The sequence below is a fragment of the Lachnobacterium bovis genome (assembly GCF_900111325.1).
Classification (GTDB): domain Bacteria; phylum Bacillota; class Clostridia; order Lachnospirales; family Lachnospiraceae; genus Roseburia; species Roseburia bovis_A.
Map to the genome: position 1 here is coordinate 1 of NZ_FOGW01000014.1, position 17,894 is coordinate 17,894.

Here is a 17,894-nt window from a genome sequence, read left to right on the forward strand (position 1 = left end):
CCCAGAATGCCGATGGCTTTTTTTAACACATCAAGCGCATCTTGAGCATCACGAAGTTCGCGTTTGAGACGAGCTATTTCTTTCGCTTCGTCAGACTCGTAATTGCCAGATCCTCTGACAGGGATATCCCCATCGTGATCTCTGAACTGGGCCTCCCAGCGTGCTAATGTGCTGATACCAATACCAAGATTTTTGGCTGCTTCAGCCTGGGTTAGATCGGGATGTTCTTTGCGATAGTTGACAGCATCCAGTTTAAATTGCTTTGTGTGTTGAGTTTTTTTGCGTGACATAATGAGCCCTCCTATTGATGATTATATAATACTTCAAAGGGAATGTCTCATTTTGTTTTGTACTATTTACATACTAACACTAATTGAACCAAAGTGGAATGTAAAGGAAATTTGGATTAACGATAATTTCATTAGGTTTTTAGTATTAATTGAACCAAAGTGGAATGTAAAGTTAAGCTAGTCATTTTAGGCAGTAATTGAGCCAAAGTGAAGAGTAAAGTGTTTTGAAAATCTTGATTAATTTTTAACTTTAAAAGATAAGTTGAAATTAGAATTTTTATGTGTTACTATGATATGAGGTTTTTAATTGAACCAAAATGGAATGTAAAGATTATTTACTCTTTACAGAAAATGTATTAAAGAATTTAATTGAACCAAAGTGGAAAGTACTGTAAACAAAGTTTTTATTATAATGTAGTAAAAATATTCCCAACAACAATATAAAATAAAAAAGTTGAGGAACGAAGATTCATATTTACAACAAATATTTCTTCGAACTTCAACTTTTTTATTAGTTAACAGCTAATTAATTAACCGATAAGTTTTGAAACTACCTGTTGGATATCTTTACCATCAGCTTTACCTTTTAATGCAGGCATAACGTTTTTCATAATTTGACCTTTGTTTTTTGTTGCAAGGATTTCTGCAAAGTTTTCATTTAAGAAAGCTTCGATTTCTTCTTGGCTTAACATTTTTGGTGCAAATTCTTCGATTACAGATACAATAAAGCTGTATTCTTCTTTTAAATCTTCACGTTCAGCAGGGCAACCTTCTAACTGCTCTTTTGCCATACGTAATTCTTTACTGATAGCGCGATTTACTTGCTCATCACTAATTTCATCTCTAGTTCCTTCATCAATAGCAATTTTCTTTGAAGCAGAAATTAAAGAAGAAATTACTTCTTTTCTTTTTTTGTCACGAGCTTTCATAGCTTTAATCATTTCAGCTCTTAATTCTTCGAATTTCATTATTTTTCCTCCTTATGAAGTTGATTTTAAATTAACAATAAATATTCTAGCACATGGGGAAAATAAAGTACAGTATTTGTGAGTTTTCCAAAATAAAGGTTTACAAAAATCACAAAAGTTTTAAAATAAAAAGGTAATTATTAATTATTAAAGGAGAATTAAAAAATGAGTAATAGAGAAATTTTAGCTTTAGATTCAAAGTGCACACATAACATCTGGGGAGGAACAAGAATCAGAGAATTATTTAATTTTGATGAGCCAGGCGATGATGTTGGTGAATGTTGGGGAATTTCAGCATATAATGAGTACGCAAGTGTAGTTAAAAATGGTAAATATAAGGGATTGTCTTTAAAAGATTTATATGTACAGCATCCAGAAGTATTTGGAAATATTGATTCTGATAGATTTCCACTATTAATAAAAATAATTGATGCAAAAGATGATTTAAGTATTCAAGTTCATCCAGATGATAAATATGCTGATGAAAATGAAAATCATTCACTAGGTAAAAAGGAATGTTGGTATATCTTAGATTGTGATGAGGATGCTACAATCGTTGTAGGTCATAATGCAAAGACAAAAGATGAATTAAAAACTATGATAGAAGAAGGAAAATGGAGCGATTTTATAAGAGAAATTCCAATTCACAAGGGTGATTTTATACAGATAGATCCAGGAACAGTTCATGCTATAAAAGGTGGAACTTTAATTCTTGAAACACAACAGAACAGCGACATTACATATAGAGTGTATGATTACGACAGATTATCAAATGGACAAAAAAGACAGTTACACATAAAGCAAAGTATAGATGTTATTAAAGTGCCTGCTGCTGATGTAAAAGATTGTGTTATTAGGGCAGACGAAATCGAAAATATGTGTGAAGAAAACAATTTAAATGAAATTTTTAAATGTGACAGATATACAGTCTTCAGATTAAATGTGAATACAACAACACCTAAAAAAATATCACAAGAATATCCATTTTTAACACTTCTTGTAACAGAAGGAAGCGGAAGTATTAATGGTATTGCCATTAAAAAGGGTGATTGTATGTTAGTGCCTAATGGCGTAAAAAACCTAAATGTAGTAGGAAACTTCGAGGCTTTATCAGCAACTGTATAGGTTTTATTTAAGAAAAAAAGATAGCTAGTATGTGCAAAAGTTGTATATTTTACTATTTTATGGTAGACTTAAAATGTTTTAAGAATTTTTACCAGGAGGAATTATGATGGAAAGCTATAAGAAAGAGTTTATTGAATTTATGGTAGAATGTAACGTTTTAAAATTTGGAGATTTTACATTAAAAAGTGGTAGAAAATCCCCATTTTTTATGAATGCAGGAGCTTACGTAACAGGTACACAGTTAATGAAGTTAGGTGAGTATTACGCTAAAGCAATTCATGAAAATTTTGGTGATGATTTTGACGTTTTATTTGGACCAGCATATAAGGGAATTCCATTATCAGTTGCAACAACAATTGCATTTTCTAAATTATATGGAAAAGAGATTCGTTATTGCTCAAATAGAAAAGAAATAAAAGATCACGGTGATACAGGAATCTTATTAGGAAGTGATATTCACGATGGAGACAGAGTTGTTATTATTGAAGATGTAACAACATCTGGTAAATCAATTGAGGAGACATTTCCTATTATTCAAGCTCAAGGCGATGTTGAGATTAAAGGACTTATGGTTTCTTTAAATAGAATGGAAGTAGGTCTTGGCGGAGTTAAGGGCGCATTAGATGAAATCCAGGATAAATACGGCTTTCCAGCTCATGCAATTGTAACAATGGAAGAAGTAACTGAACATTTATACAATAAAGAATGTCAAGGAAAAGTAGTTATTGATGATAACACAAAAGCTGCAATAGATGAATATTATAAAAAATACGGTTACAAATAGTTTTTTAGATAAAGTGGAGGAAAATGAATGAGAAAAACAAAAAAAAGTAGACGGCATTATATAGCTATGCTAGTTTTTGTCGTGTATTTATTGGTGTTGTTCTACTTATTGTTTTTCGCAGAATCAATGGGAAGAACAAATAGACATTTTAGTTATAATATTAAGCCTTTTAAAGAAATATATCGTTTTTATACATATAGACATCAAATCGGCATGCGAAACGTGATATTAAACATAATAGGAAATATTGTAGCATTTATTCCATTTGGTTTTTTCCTTCCGGAAATTAATAAAAAATTTTCAAATGTAATTTTAGTAATTTTCGCCGGGATGTTTTTTAGTCTCGGCGTTGAATTACTACAAGCAAAATATCAAATTGGAAGTTTCGATGTTGATGATATAATACTTAATACTACTGGAACATTTACTGGTGTTATTTTGTTTAAAATATATGTAATTATAAGAAAAATTCAAAGGCTGCTACAAAGGAAGGAATAGATTATGACCAATAAACGTAAAAAGTTTAAAATTACAATAAAAAAACAATCTAAAAATGCAATGCTTTCGTTAGGATTGTCGTTTATTTTATTGGTTCTTTTTGGTGCATTTATTTATGTTTCATTTAAATCAAAAGGACAACTATCTACATATTTTGGAAGTATGGGTGTATTAGCGTTTTTAGCAACATTTTTTTCGCTATATTTATCAATTAAGAGTTTTTTTGAAGATGATGTAATAAAAATTATACCTAGAATTTCATTGGCATTATCACTTCTTGCCTTACTATGTTGGGGCGGTACATATGGATTAGGATTTTTCTTATAAAGAAAAGGAGAGACATATGAGCTATAAAGAATTATATAGAGAAAATAATGAAAATATCAAAGAAAGATATGAAATAGTTTCTGAAAGAATAAGAACTATCTCTAACATGAAAGAAGCGGAATTATCAATTGAAGAAAAGTATGCTTCTTTTTTTGTTAAAATTTCAAAATATTTAGTAAAACTCCAAGATGTTTTGGAGATGGAAAAAGAGGGTAAATTACTTTCATTATCACTTGAAGATGGGGAAAAATTAAATAAAAGTCTTTTTAATGAAATAACAAAAGAAAATTATGAATCAAGTTTTGCAAATCCTACATTTGCAGTTAAAAAACTAGGAAAAGATTTTGGACAGATGTTTTCCGCAATTTATGCATCTGTAATTAGATGTATTCCATCTGTATTCCAGGGTGATTATACATTTTTATGTATTTATCAGGAATTGATACTTGAAATTTATACAACTATGCAAGATGAAGAAGGATTTACTTATAAAGCTATCAAAGATTCATATTATTGGTTTAAACACGATTATATCGAAGTCGTGATGGAAGATAGAGTTAATAAGTTAATTGACCCTGAATATGACTATTACAGAACGCTTATTGATTCGGCAAAAGATGGAATTGATTACTTATATAGATATGGTTTTTTTATAAGCAACGATGAAATCGAGAGTGCAAAATATTTGGAAACTTTTTCAGATGAAGAAATCCAAAAGATGGCAAATACTTACACAGAAGGATATAGAATTGGATTTGAAGTTACAGGTAAAGACTTAACGATTAAAGACAAAGTTGAAATTAGATATCCTATTGGCTTTGAAAGAATGGTTGCAGCAGCGATAAGCAATTTCGAAAAATTAAATTTGAAACCAATTTTAAAACCATTTTCAACTTCAGCTAACAAACAATTTGATTATGATCATAGAGAAGATGCTGGTCTAATTTTAGATAAAGCAATTGTTGAAAGAGGCTTAGAAAGTTATAGATGTGCTTTTGAAAAGAAAAAAACACAGGCAAGAGGATATGCTGGACCAGCTGTAATTGAAGTGTTTGGTGAAGAACCATTTTCTCCTATAACAAAGGAAGAAAATGTTAAACTAAGCGATAAACAACAGAAATTATCGGTTTACAATAAAAGTGAATCTTCTCAGATAGTAAACAAATATATTGTTGGTGAGGAAAGAAGTTTTACAATTATTGCGTATCCAATCCCATCTATAGGTGAAAAATATAAAGAAATATTTGCAGAAACTGTAAAATTAAATACACTTGATTATAATTTCTACAAGGATATGCAGCAGAAGATAATTGATGTATTAGATACAGGTGATAAAGCACATATTGTAGGTAAAAATGGCAACAAAACTGATTTATATGTAAATCTATATAAATTAAATGATCCTACTAAGGAAACTATTTTTGAAAACTGTGTTGCTGATGTTAATATTCCAGTTGGAGAGGTGTTTACAAGTCCAGTATTAAAAGAAACAACAGGTAAATTACATGTTAGTCAGGTGTATTTAAACGGATTGAATTTTATTAACTTAGAGATTGATTTTAAAGATGGTATGATTGAAAATTACACATGTACTAACTTTGAATCAGAAGAAGATAATAAAAAATATATCAAAGACAATATTTTGATGAATCATGAGACACTTCCAATGGGTGAGTTTGCTATAGGAACTAATACTGTTGCTTATAAGATGGCAGATACGTATAAAATCGCTGATAAAATGCCAATTCTTATAGCTGAAAAGACAGGTCCACACTTTGCAGTAGGTGATACTTGTTATAGCTATGATGAGGATAATATGACTTATAATCCAGATAAGAAGGCTATTGTTGCTAGAGATAATGAGATATCTATTTTAAGAAAAGAAGATTATTCAAAGGCATATTTCAACTGTCATACAGATATAACAATTCCATATAACGAACTAGGAAGAATAAGCGTTATTACTAAATCAGGAGAATCAAAAGATATAATTGTCGATGGTCGTTTTGTTGTGCCAGGAACTTTAAAATTAAACGAACCATTAGATGAAATGGATAGAATGACTGAGTAGGAAAATTCTAGTAATAAACTTATAGAAATTATAAGTAATTCTAATTTTTAATATAACATAAATTAGTATATGATATAAATGTACTAGGATATAAATTAGTATATGATATAAATGTACTAGGATATAAATGTACTAGGATATAAATTAGTATATGATATTAATTAAAAATTATTCGAGCGTTTTAGGAGGAATAATAAAATGGCACAAGTAGGAATAGTAATGGGCAGTGACTCTGATATGCCTGTAATGTCACAAGCCGCAGCAATTTTAGACAAATTTGGTATTTCATATGAAATGAAGATTATATCTGCACATAGAGAACCAGATGTCTTCTTTGATTATGCAAAAACAGCAGAAGAAAAAGGTTTTAAAGTAATTATAGCAGGTGCAGGAATGGCCGCTCATTTACCAGGAATGTGCGCAGCAATTTTCCCAATGCCTGTAATCGGTATACCAATGCACACAACATCTTTAGGGGGAAGAGATTCATTATATAGCATCGTTCAAATGCCTTCAGGAATCCCTGTTGCAACTGTAGCTATCAATGGAGGAAAAAATGCAGGTATTTTAGCTGCTAAGATCCTTGCAACATCTAATAATTGTTTGTTAGAAAAAGTTAAAGCATACGCAGCTGAATTAAAAGAACAAGTAGAAGCTAAAGATGCAAGATTACAAGAAGTAGGTTATCAAAATTACTAATATGAAATCAGTTTATTTTGTTAGACATGGACAAACAGTTTGGAATGTTGAAAATAAGATTTGTGGTGCGACAGATAGCGAGTTAACAGAAATTGGAAAACAACAGGCAGCTGAAACTGGAAAAAAGATATTAGAAAGTGGAATAAAAATTGATCAGATTTTATATTCCCCACTTTCAAGAGCAAGAGATACAGCACTTATAATTTCTGAGATAACAGGAATTCCAGCAAGGGAAGAAAAGAGATTAATCGAGCAGAATTTTGGAAAATATGAGGGAACTGCTAGAGATGGAATAGAATTCAAAAAGTCTAAAGCAAACTTCGCAGATAGATATTGTGGAGGAGAGTCTATGTTACAGTTGGCTCAAAGAATTTATAATCTATTAGACGAAGTGAAAGAAAAATCGGATGATAAAACGTATCTTTTAGTTGCTCATAATGGAATAGCAAGAATGGTTAATTCATATTTTTGTGAGATGACAAACGAAGAATATGCTTCATTTGGTATAAAGAATGCTCAGGTTGTAAAATATGATTTTGAGTAAATAATTCACGAAAATTTGTAAAGCTAGATTAATTAATAGTTACTATATTTTTATCTGACCATGGATTTTCCATGGTCAGTAATAAACATCGTTATCATTATTCAATGATTCAATTATTCTAAATTTCCCTTTCTTGAAGGTTTAATAATTTAATCTTAAATTTTCCAACTTAAATGAAAACTTTTTCAAAAAATATTGCATAATATAATATAATACTCCTTGAATGCATTTATATATAAAATTAATTTTATAAATATTATACTTTAAGGAGACTGAAATAGATTAGGCAAAGGGAGTTATGTATGCGAAAAATACTTAGACTAGTTCAATTTGATATAAGGAGAAATTATTTATCATATATGATTATAATACTTAATGTTATTGCACTTTTTTTTTGTGTAAAATATAGTATTAGAACATATAAAGGGGCAACTGCTGAAATAGCTGAAGATAATCGCTACATCAATTTATGGGATATAAGTGATATAAAAGATACTACAGATTTTTTTAAAGACTTGCTTTTGGTAAAAAAAATTAATTTTGATTCAATTGAATTGGATTTTGAAAGTGACAATGAAAATGATCAATCTCTTTCTGTTAGACCGTATTTTTCTGCAAAATATAATAAATTAAATCCCAATTTAGAAAACAAACTTATCTCAGGACGAATATTTACGGAAAAAGAAATCAAATCTGAGGAACATATAGCGATAGTTGATAAATATGTTTGGGATGCAATTGGCAAAAAAGATACAATCAACATATATTCTGTAAAATATAGAATAGTAGGAATTGCTGATTTGTACACTTCGGAAGAAAAAATAATTATTCCATATAATTTCACCCTTCAAAACTGTAGTATTGATTATGCTAGAGCAACTATTAAATCTACAAAATATTATAAAAAGGTATATCATGATGTAGAAAAAATTGTGAGGAAATATTTAAACAATAATTCGGAAATTGAGACTGTTATGAATAATTATAGTGACACTTCTTTGGAGTATGGAAGAACATTTTTGGTGGTTTCAGTTTTTGTCATTATTACTGTTGCCGCGTCAATTGTAAATTTACTATATATTGTTAAAATGTTCAAACGACAAAATGAGACAATTAATAGAATATACTTTAGACTTGGAATCGACAGAAAAACCCAAATAATTATTAGAACAGTTGTAAATGCATATTTTGCAACTGTTCTGATGTTGATAATATTTTTATTAAGGAGTGCTAATTTGTAATGTTAAATACTTATAAAAGATATGTTTATATAAATAAAAATTATATGAAAGTGAATAGAATAGCACTCTGGATTTTATTATCATTAACGGTTGTAATTACAATAGCTGTTTCTGTAATTTTTTCAAAAGTTTATACTTCCTACAATGAAAAAAAAATATATTATCAATTAGCAAAAAATAATATTTCTTGTATTAGCTGTCCTATAAAGGAGGTGGACAAGAAAAAGTTATATAAAAGTACACAAAAAGCTAGTAGTTCAGAAAAGTATTTAAAGATGTTTCTTAAAGACCAATCTAAAGGAAACGATAAAGTCGAATTTATCAGTAAATGTTATTTTCGAATACCAATAACTGGAACCAAAAAACAATATTTTGCTTATAAAATGGATTCAAATTTTGCAAAGTATATAAAATATGATTTATTATTTGGAAAGTGGTTTAATACTAATAAGGAGCAAAATTCTTATGACTCAATAAATGAATTTCAGGCTATTGTTTCAAGAGAAATGTTGTTTGAATATAAATTGAATCATTCTTATAAGATTACTTTGGGGAATGGAAAAAAAGTAAATGTTAGAATTATAGGAATATTAAAAAATGATTTTATTTTTCAAAAAAACTTTGTCGATGAATGCAACAACGGAATGATAATTCTAGATGACAAAAATCAATTAAATTTTCCCGAAACTATGGAAACCTATACTTCTGATTATGTGACATATGTGTCTTGTCAGATAAAAGGATCTCAAAAAGCTTTGAAGAATTTTTGGAAAGGGAAGAACCGGGAAGAAAATGATTCAACTTTTTATTATAATCATCAAATATTAAAAGACGAACTTGATACATTAAAATCTTTGTTGGAGCTTGCTATAAGTCTTTTTGCTATACAGATAATTGGAATTTTTGGCTATTTTGTAAATTTGATTAATAAGGAGAAAGAAAAAATATTAATTTACAAAAGAGTCGGTGCGAAAGATTCGGACATAAGAAGAATATATTTAGTGGATACAATACGATTTATTGCTTTACCTGAAATAATTACAACGGCTTTTATATATCTATTTGGTGAAATATTTTCTTTAGAACGTAGATTTCAATTTAACATAATAATGCTAGTAATAATATTATTAGAGCTGTTAATTTCAAGTTTGATTATTTCGCATAAGATAAAAACAATTAATTTGACTGGGAAGGAATAGTATACGATGAACATTAGGAATATAAATCAGAAGCAATATCTTAGGCAAAAACAAGAGCATGATAGAAGAAAAAAAATATTGTCATTAAAAAATATAAAAAAAATCAGCAACGGAACAACGATTTTAGATGATGTTTCTGTAGACTTTTATGAAAGCGAGATGGTAGGAATCTATGGAGAATCTGGTGCTGGAAAAACTAGTTTATTAAATATTATTGGATGTTTTGATAATGATTTTACCGGCCATGTACTCATGGAAGATATCAATATTGAGAATTTATCTTCAGATCAAAAAGCTTATATTCGCAATAAAAAAATTGGTTTTGTAGTTCAGGATTTTTCTTTAATTGAAGAAATGACAGTTTACGACAATGTTGCACTTACTTTACTTTTTGACAAAAGTGTTTCCTTTGTCAACATAAGAAGTAAAATAGTTGAGGCACTCGATAAAGTCGGAATGAAAAAATATATAAACAAAAAAATAAAATTAATGTCTGGTGGCGAAAAACAAAGAATTGCAATTGCTAGAGCTATTGTAAACGAACCTGATATTTTAATAGCCGATGAACCAACAGGTGCATTAGATAGCAAAAACACACAAAAGATAATGGAATTGTTTTTGCAATTAAATAAACAGTTTAACACGACAGTTATATTAGTTAGCCATGATATGAATTGCATAAATATGTGCTATAGAAAAATCAAAATGGAGGATGGACACATTGAAAGCGATGAATAAATGCAATAATATCAGAAAAAATTAGGCTTATGGATATATACGGTGAGTGTTAATTATTTTAAATTATATACAAAAAGGTAGCTTTTTGTTATTTGAGGAATCACCTCATTTTAGCAAAGAGTTACCTTTTTTATTTTTTATGTTTTTATATATAGTTAAGGAAACGAACAGAATACGTGGTTTTTTATTATTTCAAATCCTATTTAAAAAATATCACAAAAAGTCAAATGATTAACAATGGAAAGTGGAAACTATGACAATAAAAAACTTTATTTGATAAAAAAATGAAATAAAAAATATAAAATTAAAGAAATTTAAAATTATACATAAAAAAATATAGGAAATATTTATATTTCTTTATTTTTTTAAAAATATAAAAATGCCTAAAAATAAGGCTTTGCAGGAAACGTAATTATAAAAATTAATAATTGTTTAAAATAATAAAGCAAAAAAAGAATACTAAAGAATTTTAATAATAGACTTGACATTTTATCGAAAGTGGTTTACCATCTAAACTAATTTAATAAAAAAACTTAATTTAATAAAATTTAAAGAAGAATGGAGAACAAAAAATGAATTTTGAAAAAGTAAGAGACGTTATCGTAGAAACAGTTAATTTAAACCCAGAGGAAATCAAATTAGAGTCTAATTTAAAAGAGAACTTGAACTTAGATTCATTAGACGCAGTAGAACTTAACATGGCTCTTGAAGAAGCTTTTGAAATTACAATTGATGATGAAGAACTTATGAAATTCGTTACAGTTAAAGATATCGTAGATTATATTGATGCTCACGTTGCAGCATAATTAATTGCAATTAATAACTAGTAGGAACTAGTAAAAGAAAAGAGGACAACATGAAAACTTCTGAAATTTATGAGCTTATTGAAAAAATAGAAACATCAAAAATTAGTGAGTTTGAATATAGCAATGGAGATTTTAGTGTTTCGATAAAAAAAGAGCCAAAAAATACTATTGTACAAACAATGCCAATTAGCAATGATTCATCAGCTACTAAATCAATAACAGTTGATGTAGATACATCATCTAGCAAGAAGGTTGAAACTAGTAATGATAAAGCTATCAAAGCTCCTTTAGTAGGTACTTTTTATAGAGCATCTGCTCCTGGCGAAAAACCATTTGTTATGATTGGTCAAAAGATTAAAAAAGGTGATGTAATCGGTATTATTGAGGCAATGAAAATGATGAATGATATCGTAGCAACAGAAGATGGTGTTGTTACTTCGATTGATGTAGAAGATGGAAAAATGGTAGAATTCGATCAACCACTTTTACATTACCAACAATAATTTAGCAAATCTTACATGGAGGAAAAATGTTTAAAAGAATTTTAATTGCAAACCGTGGTGAGATTGCTTTAAGAATTATTAGATGTTGTAGAGAAATGGGAATTGAAACAGTAGTCGTTTATTCGACAGAGGATAAGGATTCTCTTCCCGTTATTCTCGCAACAAAAGCGGTCTGTATCGGTCCAGCAAAATCAAAAGATAGTTATTTAAATGAAGATGTATTAATAGAGACTGCAAAGTTGACAGAAGCTGATGCTATCCACCCAGGATATGGTTTTTTATCAGAAAATGCAGAGTTCGCACAAAAATGTGAAGATAATGGTATTAATTTTATTGGACCTAATTCATTTATCATAAATGGTATGGGAGATAAACAAAATGCCAGAAAGTTAATGATAAAAAATGGGGTACCGGTTGTACCAGGTTCAAAGAGCTTGGTTAATACTTGGGAAGAAGCAAGTAAAATTGCTGATGAAATCGGATATCCAGTATTGATAAAGGCATCTGCAGGCGGTGGCGGTAAAGGAATGCGAAAGGCTTTTTCACCAGATGAAATCAAGTCGGCTTATGAAACGGCAAAAGCAGAAACTTTAGCGGCATTTAACAACGGTGATATGTATGTAGAAAAATTAATAGTTAATCCACATCATATTGAAGTTCAAATCTTAGCAGACAAATATGGCAACATGGTTTATTTAGGGGAAAGAGATTGTTCAATTCAAAGAAATAATCAAAAACTTCTTGAAGAATCACCATCATGGGTTTTAGATGATAAATTAAGACATGAAATGGGACAAGTTGCTTTAAAAGCTGCAAAAGCTTGTAATTATTACAGCGCTGGTACAGTTGAGTTTGTTTTAGATGAGAAAGGCAATTACTATTTCATTGAAATGAACACAAGAGTTCAAGTTGAACATCCAGTTACAGAAGTCGTAACAGGTGTAGATATTATCAAAGAGCAAATTAGAATTGCAGCAGGAATGAAATTAAGTTATACCCAAGAAGATATAGAGATAGCAGGTCATGGTATTGAGTGTAGAATTAATGCTCTTACACCAGGTACAGTTAAGTTTGTACATTTTCCAGCAGGATATGGAGTAAGGGTAGAAAGTTATTTGTATTCAGGATGTAAGGTATCGCCTGTATATGATTCTATGATTGCAAAAATAATTGTTAAAGGTCAATCAAGATTAGAAGCAATAAAACGAATGAGAAGAGCACTTGAAGAATTAGTGATTGAGGGAATTAAAACAAATGCAGAGTATATGCATATTTTGACATTCCATCCAAGTTTTATTAGTGGAAATTACAATACTGGCTTTTACGAAAAAAACAATGAAGAGATAATGAAATGGCTTAATGAGGGTGTTGATTAATGGAAATATCAGATATTTTTAAAAATAAAAAAAATAGACTTGATAAGTTAAGACGTACAAGAAGAAAAGTTGACGTAGAGGAAACTTTAGAATGTAAAAGATGCCATGGTCAATTTGCAAAAAGTGTTTTAAAGAAAAATTTTATGATTTGTCCAGATTGTAATAAATATTTTTCAATGTCTGCTGAAGATAGAATCCGTTCTATCGCAGATGAAAAGACATTTAAAGAACATTTAAAAGGCATGTATTCAGTAAACCCTATCGATTTTTTAGATTATGACAAAGTAATTGAAAAAAATAAAAATAGATCAAAACGTGATGAAGCTGTTATAACAGGTGTTTGTAAAATTAATGGAATCAAATGTGCTATAGCAGTTATGGAATCTCAGTTTATGATGGGAAGCATGGGTACTGTCGTTGGAGAAAGAATTTCTGCTATAACAGAAGTTGCAGGCAAACATAATTTACCACTTATCATTTTTAGTGCCAGTGGTGGTGCAAGAATGCAAGAGGGAATGTTTTCTTTGATGCAAATGGCAAAGACATCAACAGTGATTGAAAAATTTAAAGAAAATGGTGGATTATTTTTATCAGTATATACAAATCCAACAACGGGTGGAGTTTCTGCCAGTTTTGCAGCACTTGGAAATATTTTGATTGCAGAACCGGATGCATTGATTTGTTTTGCAGGACCAAGGGTTATTGAACAGACAATTGGAGAAAAGTTACCAGAAGGATTCCAACATTCTGAATTTTTATTAAAGAGCGGAATGTTAGATATGATAGTTGAAAGACAAGATTTAAAAGAAACTATACATAGAATTTTGGTCATGCATAATTATTTGCCATGAGAGGTTGAAAAAAGATGAAAGAACTTACAACATATGACAGAGTTCTTATTGCAAGAGATAAAAAAAGACCACAAGTCTCAAAATACATTGAAGAATTATTTGATGATTTTATCGAATTAAAAGGTGATAGATTATCAGGTGATGATGAGAGTATTCTTGGTGGAATTGCAATGTTTCACGGAACTCCAGTAACAATAATTGGTCAAAGAAAAGGAAAAAGTCTTGAGGAAAGCATGAGATTTAACTTTGGAATGTGTTCTCCAGAGGGATATAGAAAAGGTATGCGTCTTATGAAGGAAGCTGAAAGATTTCATAGACCAATAATTACTTTTATAGATACACCAGGAGCTTATCCAGGAAAAGAAGCAGAAGAACATGGACAGGCTAATGCTATTGCTGAAAGTATGGCGCTTATGTCTAGTTTGAAAGTTCCAATTATTGCAATAATAACTGGTGAAGGAAACAGCGGTGGTGCACTTGCGCTTAGTGTCGCAGATAAAATTTGGATGTTAGAAAATTCAATTTTTGCAGTTCTATCTCCAGAAGGTTTTGCATCTATCCTATGGAAAGATGGTTCACTTGCACCAAAGGCTAGTGAAGTCATGAAAATTACGGCTAAGGAACTTTATGATTTTGGACTTATTGATGATGTTATTGCTGAAGATAGAAATATGTTTAAAGTCATAGACAAAAAATTGCAAAAAGAAATATCTTCTCTTCAAAAACTCAGTCAAAATACGTTAATAGAAAATAGATATTTAAAGTTTAGAAATATAGATGAAAAGAAAAAAGCGTTAAAAGTTATAAAAGAATAGAAGGGTAGGAAATTGTAGTTGAAAGGTATAAATATAGTTTCTACAGGAAGATGTTTACCAGAAAAAGTAATAGATAACGATACATTAAGTACTTTTGTAGATACATCAGATGAATGGATTTACACAAGAACTGGAATTAAAATGCGTCATAAATGTGAAGAAGAAAGTAATACATTTTTAGCATGTGGTGCAGCAAAAGAAGCATTAAAAAAAGCTAAAGTAAAAGAAAATATAGATGAAAATGATATTGGAGTAGTTATTGTTGCGACGACAACAGGTGATAATGCTTTTCCATCTACAGCATGTATGGTTGCAAAAGAATTAGGACTTTCAAATGAAATTATTGCATTTGATATTAGCGCAGCATGTTCTGGTTTCGTGTACGGATTAGAAATTGTTAGAGGACTATTAATTAATTCCCCTAAAAAATACGGATTGCTAATTGGTAGTGAGCAGATTTCTAAAATATTAAATTACGAAGACAGAACAACTTGCGTATTATTCGGTGATGGTGCTGGTGCAGCATTAATCAAATTAGATGATAGCTTGTATGTTCATAAAGCTTATGCAGATGGAAATTTTGAAGGATTAAATTGCACAGGTGTTGGTAAAAAAGATAATTACTTACACATGGATGGTAAAGCTGTTTTTAAGGCAGCAGTAACCGCATTTGATCAAGCAATAAAAGATGCATTAGATGAGAAAAATTTGACATTAGATGACATAGATCATGTGGTTTGTCATCAGGCTAATGTTAGGATTATAAATCATGTTGCAAATAAACATAAAGAGAGTAAAGATAAATTTTATGTCAATATTGATAGATATGCCAATACTTCGGCAGCATCAATACCAATTGCATTAGATGAGTTATATGAAAACAATAAAATAAAAAAGGGACAAAAAGTATTGCTAGTAGCTTTTGGAGCTGGCTTTACATGGAGTAGTGCAATTTATACTGCTTAAGTAGTAGGAATGAATTGATTTTTACCCAAGAAGTATTCAATTTTGAGTGAAGGAAAAGGTGGAAGATAAAATGAAATTAAATGAGATTTTAGGTATAAAATATCCTTTTATCCAAGGAGGAATGGCAAATATCGCAACAGGTGAGTTTGCAGCTTCAGTATCAAACGCTGGAGGACTTGGACTTATAGCTGCAGGAGGAATGACAGTTGATAGTTTAAGAGAAAACATTAGAAAATGTAAAGAATTAACAAATAATCCTTTCGGTGTAAATCTTATGTTAATGCATCCAGCAGCAGATGAAATGGCTCAAGTTGTTGTAGAAGAGGGTGTAAAAATCGTAACAACAGGTGCAGGTAATCCAGGAAAATATATGGAAGCTTTTAAAGCTGCTGGAATCAAAGTCTTACCAGTAGTAGCTTCTGTAGCGCTAGCAAAAAGAATGGAAAAATTAGGCGCAGATGCAATTATTGCAGAAGGAACTGAAAGTGGCGGACATGTTGGAGAAATGACAACTATGACACTTGTTCCACAGATTGTAGATGCAGTTAATATTCCAGTAGTGGCAGCAGGTGGTATTGCTGATGGTAGACAACTTGCAGCAGCTTTTGCTTTAGGTGCATGTGGTGTTCAGGTTGGAACATGCTTATTAGCCTCTGAGGAATGCCCAATTCACCCAGAATATAAAAACGCCATCTTAAGAGCTAAGGATAATACAACTGTTGTAACAGGAAGAATTACAGGTACACCAGTTAGAATTATTAAAAACTCAATGGCTAGAGAATACATTAAACAAGAAAAAAATGGTGCTGACAAGATGGAACTTGAAAAATTCACTTTAGGTTCATTAAGAAGAGCAGTATTTGAAGGTGATGTAAAAACTGGTTCACTTATGGCAGGACAGGTTGCAGGTCAAATAAAAGAAATTAAACCAATAAAAGAAATTTTTGAAGATATGTATACAGGCTATGAAAGGACTGTAAACAAATTAGGAGCATAGAAATAAAATGAATTTAAATTTAAATGGAAAACTATTAAAACACGGAATTATTCAAGGTGGAATGGGAGTAGGGGTCTCATTATCAGAACTTGCTGGAAATGTTGCCAAAGAAGGCTGCATGGGAGTTATTAGTTCAGTAAACATTGGCTATAAAGAAAGTGATTTTTTAAAAAATCCTTTTGAAGCTAATATGAGAGCACTAAAATATCACATTCAAAGAGCTAAAGAAATATCTCAGGGTAATGGTTTGATTGCGGTAAACATTATGGTTGCAGTAAGTCATTATGCAGAAACTGTAAAGTGTGCAATTGAATCAGGCGCAGATGCAATTATTTCAGGAGCAGGGTTGCCACTTAATTTACCTGAATATGTAAAAGATACTAAAGCATTGTATGCACCAATAGTATCTAGTAAAAAAGCTGCTGAATTGTTGTGTAAACGTTTTTCAAAAAAATATAATTCAATACCTGATTTTATGGTTATAGAAGGAAGTAAAGCAGGAGGACATCTTGGCTTTTCTAACAAAGAATTAGAAGATCATACGTGTCAAGATAATCTAACAATTTTAAGTGAAGTTTTAGAAACAATAAAACCATATGAAGAAAAATTTAAAAGAAAAATTAATGTCTTTTTAGGTGGAGGAATATTTACAGGTCAGGATATGGCAACCGCACTTAAAAATGGAGCTAGTGGGGTTCAAATAGGAACAAGATTTATTGCAACAAAAGAGTGTGATGCTAGCGAAACATTTAAAGATGTGATAGTAAATGCAAAAGAAAGTGATATTAGAATTATAAAAAGTCCTGTTGGAATGCCAGCAAGAGCAGTATTTACACCACTTCTTCAAAATTTAGAAAAAGGCAAAACTTTCTTTGCAAAAAGATGCAATAATTGCTTAAAAGCTTGTCCAAAAGGAGATAAAATCCCTTATTGTATCAGTCGAGCTCTTATCGAAGCTGTAAAAGGTAATAGAGAAGAAGGATTGTTTTTTTGTGGAGAAAACGCCTCAAGAGTTTCTAAAATTGTAACAGTCAAGGACTTAATAAATGAAATATTAGTAGATTGTAATAATAATTTGAATTGATAAGAGGAAAAA

General features: G+C 30.2%; 20 protein-coding genes. 18 read left to right on the plus strand and 2 right to left on the minus strand.

Annotated elements, in window-relative coordinates; genetic code table 11:
* A partial coding sequence (locus BMY79_RS07200; RefSeq protein ID WP_074730674.1) for a transposase occupies positions 1-290 on the minus strand: 290 nt, incomplete at its 3' end.
* Positions 291-820: 530 nt separating this feature from the next.
* A complete protein-coding gene (locus BMY79_RS07205) occupies positions 821-1,258 on the minus strand; it encodes a GatB/YqeY domain-containing protein (protein ID WP_022749628.1) in 438 nt (145 codons plus the stop codon).
* 165 nt (positions 1,259-1,423) lie between these two features.
* On the opposite strand from BMY79_RS07205, the gene BMY79_RS07210 reads away from it, so the two are divergent.
* The 18 genes from BMY79_RS07210 (at position 1,424) to BMY79_RS07295 (ending at position 17,882) form a co-directional block, all read left to right on the plus strand.
* On the plus strand, positions 1,424-2,383 hold the full coding sequence (locus BMY79_RS07210; RefSeq protein ID WP_074730675.1) for a type I phosphomannose isomerase catalytic subunit: 960 nt from the start codon (positions 1,424-1,426) through the stop codon (positions 2,381-2,383).
* Between the two features lie 106 nt (positions 2,384-2,489).
* Positions 2,490-3,167 (plus strand): orotate phosphoribosyltransferase, encoded by a 678-nt coding sequence (gene pyrE / locus BMY79_RS07215; protein WP_022749630.1) that lies wholly within the window; start codon positions 2,490-2,492, stop codon positions 3,165-3,167.
* 27 nt (positions 3,168-3,194) lie between these two features.
* Positions 3,195-3,665, plus strand: a complete 471-nt coding sequence (locus tag BMY79_RS07220; protein ID WP_022749631.1) for a VanZ family protein — start codon at positions 3,195-3,197, stop codon at positions 3,663-3,665.
* 3 nt (positions 3,666-3,668) lie between these two features.
* Positions 3,669-3,992, plus strand: a complete 324-nt coding sequence (locus tag BMY79_RS07225; protein WP_022749633.1) for a hypothetical protein — start codon at positions 3,669-3,671, stop codon at positions 3,990-3,992.
* A gap of 16 nt (positions 3,993-4,008) precedes the next feature.
* The gene (locus tag BMY79_RS07230; RefSeq protein ID WP_074730676.1) at positions 4,009-6,063 is read left to right on the plus strand and encodes an aminopeptidase; all 2,055 of its coding nucleotides are present in this window, start codon (positions 4,009-4,011) and stop codon (positions 6,061-6,063) included.
* 198 nt (positions 6,064-6,261) lie between these two features.
* Positions 6,262-6,762 (plus strand): 5-(carboxyamino)imidazole ribonucleotide mutase, encoded by a 501-nt coding sequence (gene purE, locus BMY79_RS07235; RefSeq protein ID WP_022749635.1) that lies wholly within the window; start codon positions 6,262-6,264, stop codon positions 6,760-6,762.
* Between the two features lies 1 nt (position 6,763).
* On the plus strand, positions 6,764-7,306 hold the full coding sequence (locus tag BMY79_RS07240) for a histidine phosphatase family protein (RefSeq protein WP_074730677.1): 543 nt from the start codon (positions 6,764-6,766) through the stop codon (positions 7,304-7,306).
* A gap of 302 nt (positions 7,307-7,608) precedes the next feature.
* Positions 7,609-8,547 (plus strand): ABC transporter permease, encoded by a 939-nt coding sequence (locus BMY79_RS07245; RefSeq protein ID WP_143065828.1) that lies wholly within the window; start codon positions 7,609-7,611, stop codon positions 8,545-8,547.
* Positions 8,547-9,746, plus strand: a complete 1,200-nt coding sequence (locus BMY79_RS07250; RefSeq protein WP_074730679.1) for an ABC transporter permease — start codon at positions 8,547-8,549, stop codon at positions 9,744-9,746. The genes BMY79_RS07245 and BMY79_RS07250 overlap by 1 nt, the downstream gene beginning before the upstream one ends.
* A 6-nt stretch (positions 9,747-9,752) precedes the next feature.
* Positions 9,753-10,484 carry an ABC transporter ATP-binding protein gene (locus BMY79_RS07255; protein ID WP_022749640.1) on the plus strand — a complete coding sequence of 244 codons (732 nt, stop codon included), beginning with the start codon at positions 9,753-9,755 and terminating at the stop codon, positions 10,482-10,484.
* A gap of 572 nt (positions 10,485-11,056) precedes the next feature.
* Positions 11,057-11,290 carry an acyl carrier protein gene (gene acpP, locus BMY79_RS07260; RefSeq protein ID WP_022749642.1) on the plus strand — a complete coding sequence of 78 codons (234 nt, stop codon included), beginning with the start codon at positions 11,057-11,059 and terminating at the stop codon, positions 11,288-11,290.
* A gap of 50 nt (positions 11,291-11,340) precedes the next feature.
* Entirely contained in the window at positions 11,341-11,793 is a 453-nt protein-coding gene (accB, locus tag BMY79_RS07265) for an acetyl-CoA carboxylase biotin carboxyl carrier protein (RefSeq protein WP_022749643.1), read from the plus strand.
* A gap of 26 nt (positions 11,794-11,819) precedes the next feature.
* A complete protein-coding gene (gene accC, locus BMY79_RS07270; RefSeq protein ID WP_027422054.1) occupies positions 11,820-13,169 on the plus strand; it encodes an acetyl-CoA carboxylase biotin carboxylase subunit in 1,350 nt (449 codons plus the stop codon).
* Entirely contained in the window at positions 13,169-14,020 is an 852-nt protein-coding gene (gene accD, locus BMY79_RS07275; RefSeq protein WP_033421357.1) for an acetyl-CoA carboxylase, carboxyltransferase subunit beta, read from the plus strand. Before accC ends, accD begins: the two co-directional genes overlap by 1 nt.
* Before the next feature lie 14 nt (positions 14,021-14,034).
* Complete coding sequence (accA, locus tag BMY79_RS07280) at positions 14,035-14,835, plus strand: acetyl-CoA carboxylase carboxyl transferase subunit alpha (protein ID WP_033421358.1); 801 nt, start codon at positions 14,035-14,037, stop codon at positions 14,833-14,835.
* Between the two features lie 18 nt (positions 14,836-14,853).
* Positions 14,854-15,801, plus strand: coding sequence for a beta-ketoacyl-ACP synthase III (locus tag BMY79_RS07285; protein ID WP_074730680.1), 948 nt, complete (start codon positions 14,854-14,856; stop codon positions 15,799-15,801).
* A 70-nt stretch (positions 15,802-15,871) separates the two neighbouring features.
* Positions 15,872-16,798, plus strand: coding sequence for an enoyl-[acyl-carrier-protein] reductase FabK (fabK, locus tag BMY79_RS07290; RefSeq protein ID WP_027422057.1), 927 nt, complete (start codon positions 15,872-15,874; stop codon positions 16,796-16,798).
* Between the two features lie 7 nt (positions 16,799-16,805).
* Positions 16,806-17,882 (plus strand): NAD(P)H-dependent flavin oxidoreductase, encoded by a 1,077-nt coding sequence (locus BMY79_RS07295; protein ID WP_074730681.1) that lies wholly within the window; start codon positions 16,806-16,808, stop codon positions 17,880-17,882.
* Positions 17,883-17,894 lie beyond the last annotated feature (12 nt).

Bases quoted from the DNA above. Each gene is read 5' to 3' on its own strand.
- BMY79_RS07205 (WP_022749628.1), bottom strand. From the start codon at position 1,258: ATGAAATTCGAAGAATTAAGAGCTGAAATGATTAAAGCTATGAAAGCT.
- BMY79_RS07210 (WP_074730675.1), top strand. From the start codon at position 1,424: ATGAGTAATAGAGAAATTTTAGCTTTAGATTCAAAGTGCACACATAAC.
- pyrE (WP_022749630.1), top strand. From the start codon at position 2,490: ATGGAAAGCTATAAGAAAGAGTTTATTGAATTTATGGTAGAATGTAAC.
- BMY79_RS07220 (WP_022749631.1), top strand. From the start codon at position 3,195: ATGAGAAAAACAAAAAAAAGTAGACGGCATTATATAGCTATGCTAGTT.
- BMY79_RS07225 (WP_022749633.1), top strand. From the start codon at position 3,669: ATGACCAATAAACGTAAAAAGTTTAAAATTACAATAAAAAAACAATCT.
- BMY79_RS07230 (WP_074730676.1), top strand. From the start codon at position 4,009: ATGAGCTATAAAGAATTATATAGAGAAAATAATGAAAATATCAAAGAA.
- purE (WP_022749635.1), top strand. From the start codon at position 6,262: ATGGCACAAGTAGGAATAGTAATGGGCAGTGACTCTGATATGCCTGTA.
- BMY79_RS07240 (WP_074730677.1), top strand. From the start codon at position 6,764: ATGAAATCAGTTTATTTTGTTAGACATGGACAAACAGTTTGGAATGTT.
- BMY79_RS07245 (WP_143065828.1), top strand. From the start codon at position 7,609: ATGCGAAAAATACTTAGACTAGTTCAATTTGATATAAGGAGAAATTAT.
- BMY79_RS07250 (WP_074730679.1), top strand. From the start codon at position 8,547: ATGTTAAATACTTATAAAAGATATGTTTATATAAATAAAAATTATATG.
- BMY79_RS07255 (WP_022749640.1), top strand. From the start codon at position 9,753: ATGAACATTAGGAATATAAATCAGAAGCAATATCTTAGGCAAAAACAA.
- acpP (WP_022749642.1), top strand. From the start codon at position 11,057: ATGAATTTTGAAAAAGTAAGAGACGTTATCGTAGAAACAGTTAATTTA.
- accB (WP_022749643.1), top strand. From the start codon at position 11,341: ATGAAAACTTCTGAAATTTATGAGCTTATTGAAAAAATAGAAACATCA.
- accC (WP_027422054.1), top strand. From the start codon at position 11,820: ATGTTTAAAAGAATTTTAATTGCAAACCGTGGTGAGATTGCTTTAAGA.
- accD (WP_033421357.1), top strand. From the start codon at position 13,169: ATGGAAATATCAGATATTTTTAAAAATAAAAAAAATAGACTTGATAAG.
- accA (WP_033421358.1), top strand. From the start codon at position 14,035: ATGAAAGAACTTACAACATATGACAGAGTTCTTATTGCAAGAGATAAA.
- fabK (WP_027422057.1), top strand. From the start codon at position 15,872: ATGAAATTAAATGAGATTTTAGGTATAAAATATCCTTTTATCCAAGGA.
- BMY79_RS07295 (WP_074730681.1), top strand. From the start codon at position 16,806: ATGAATTTAAATTTAAATGGAAAACTATTAAAACACGGAATTATTCAA.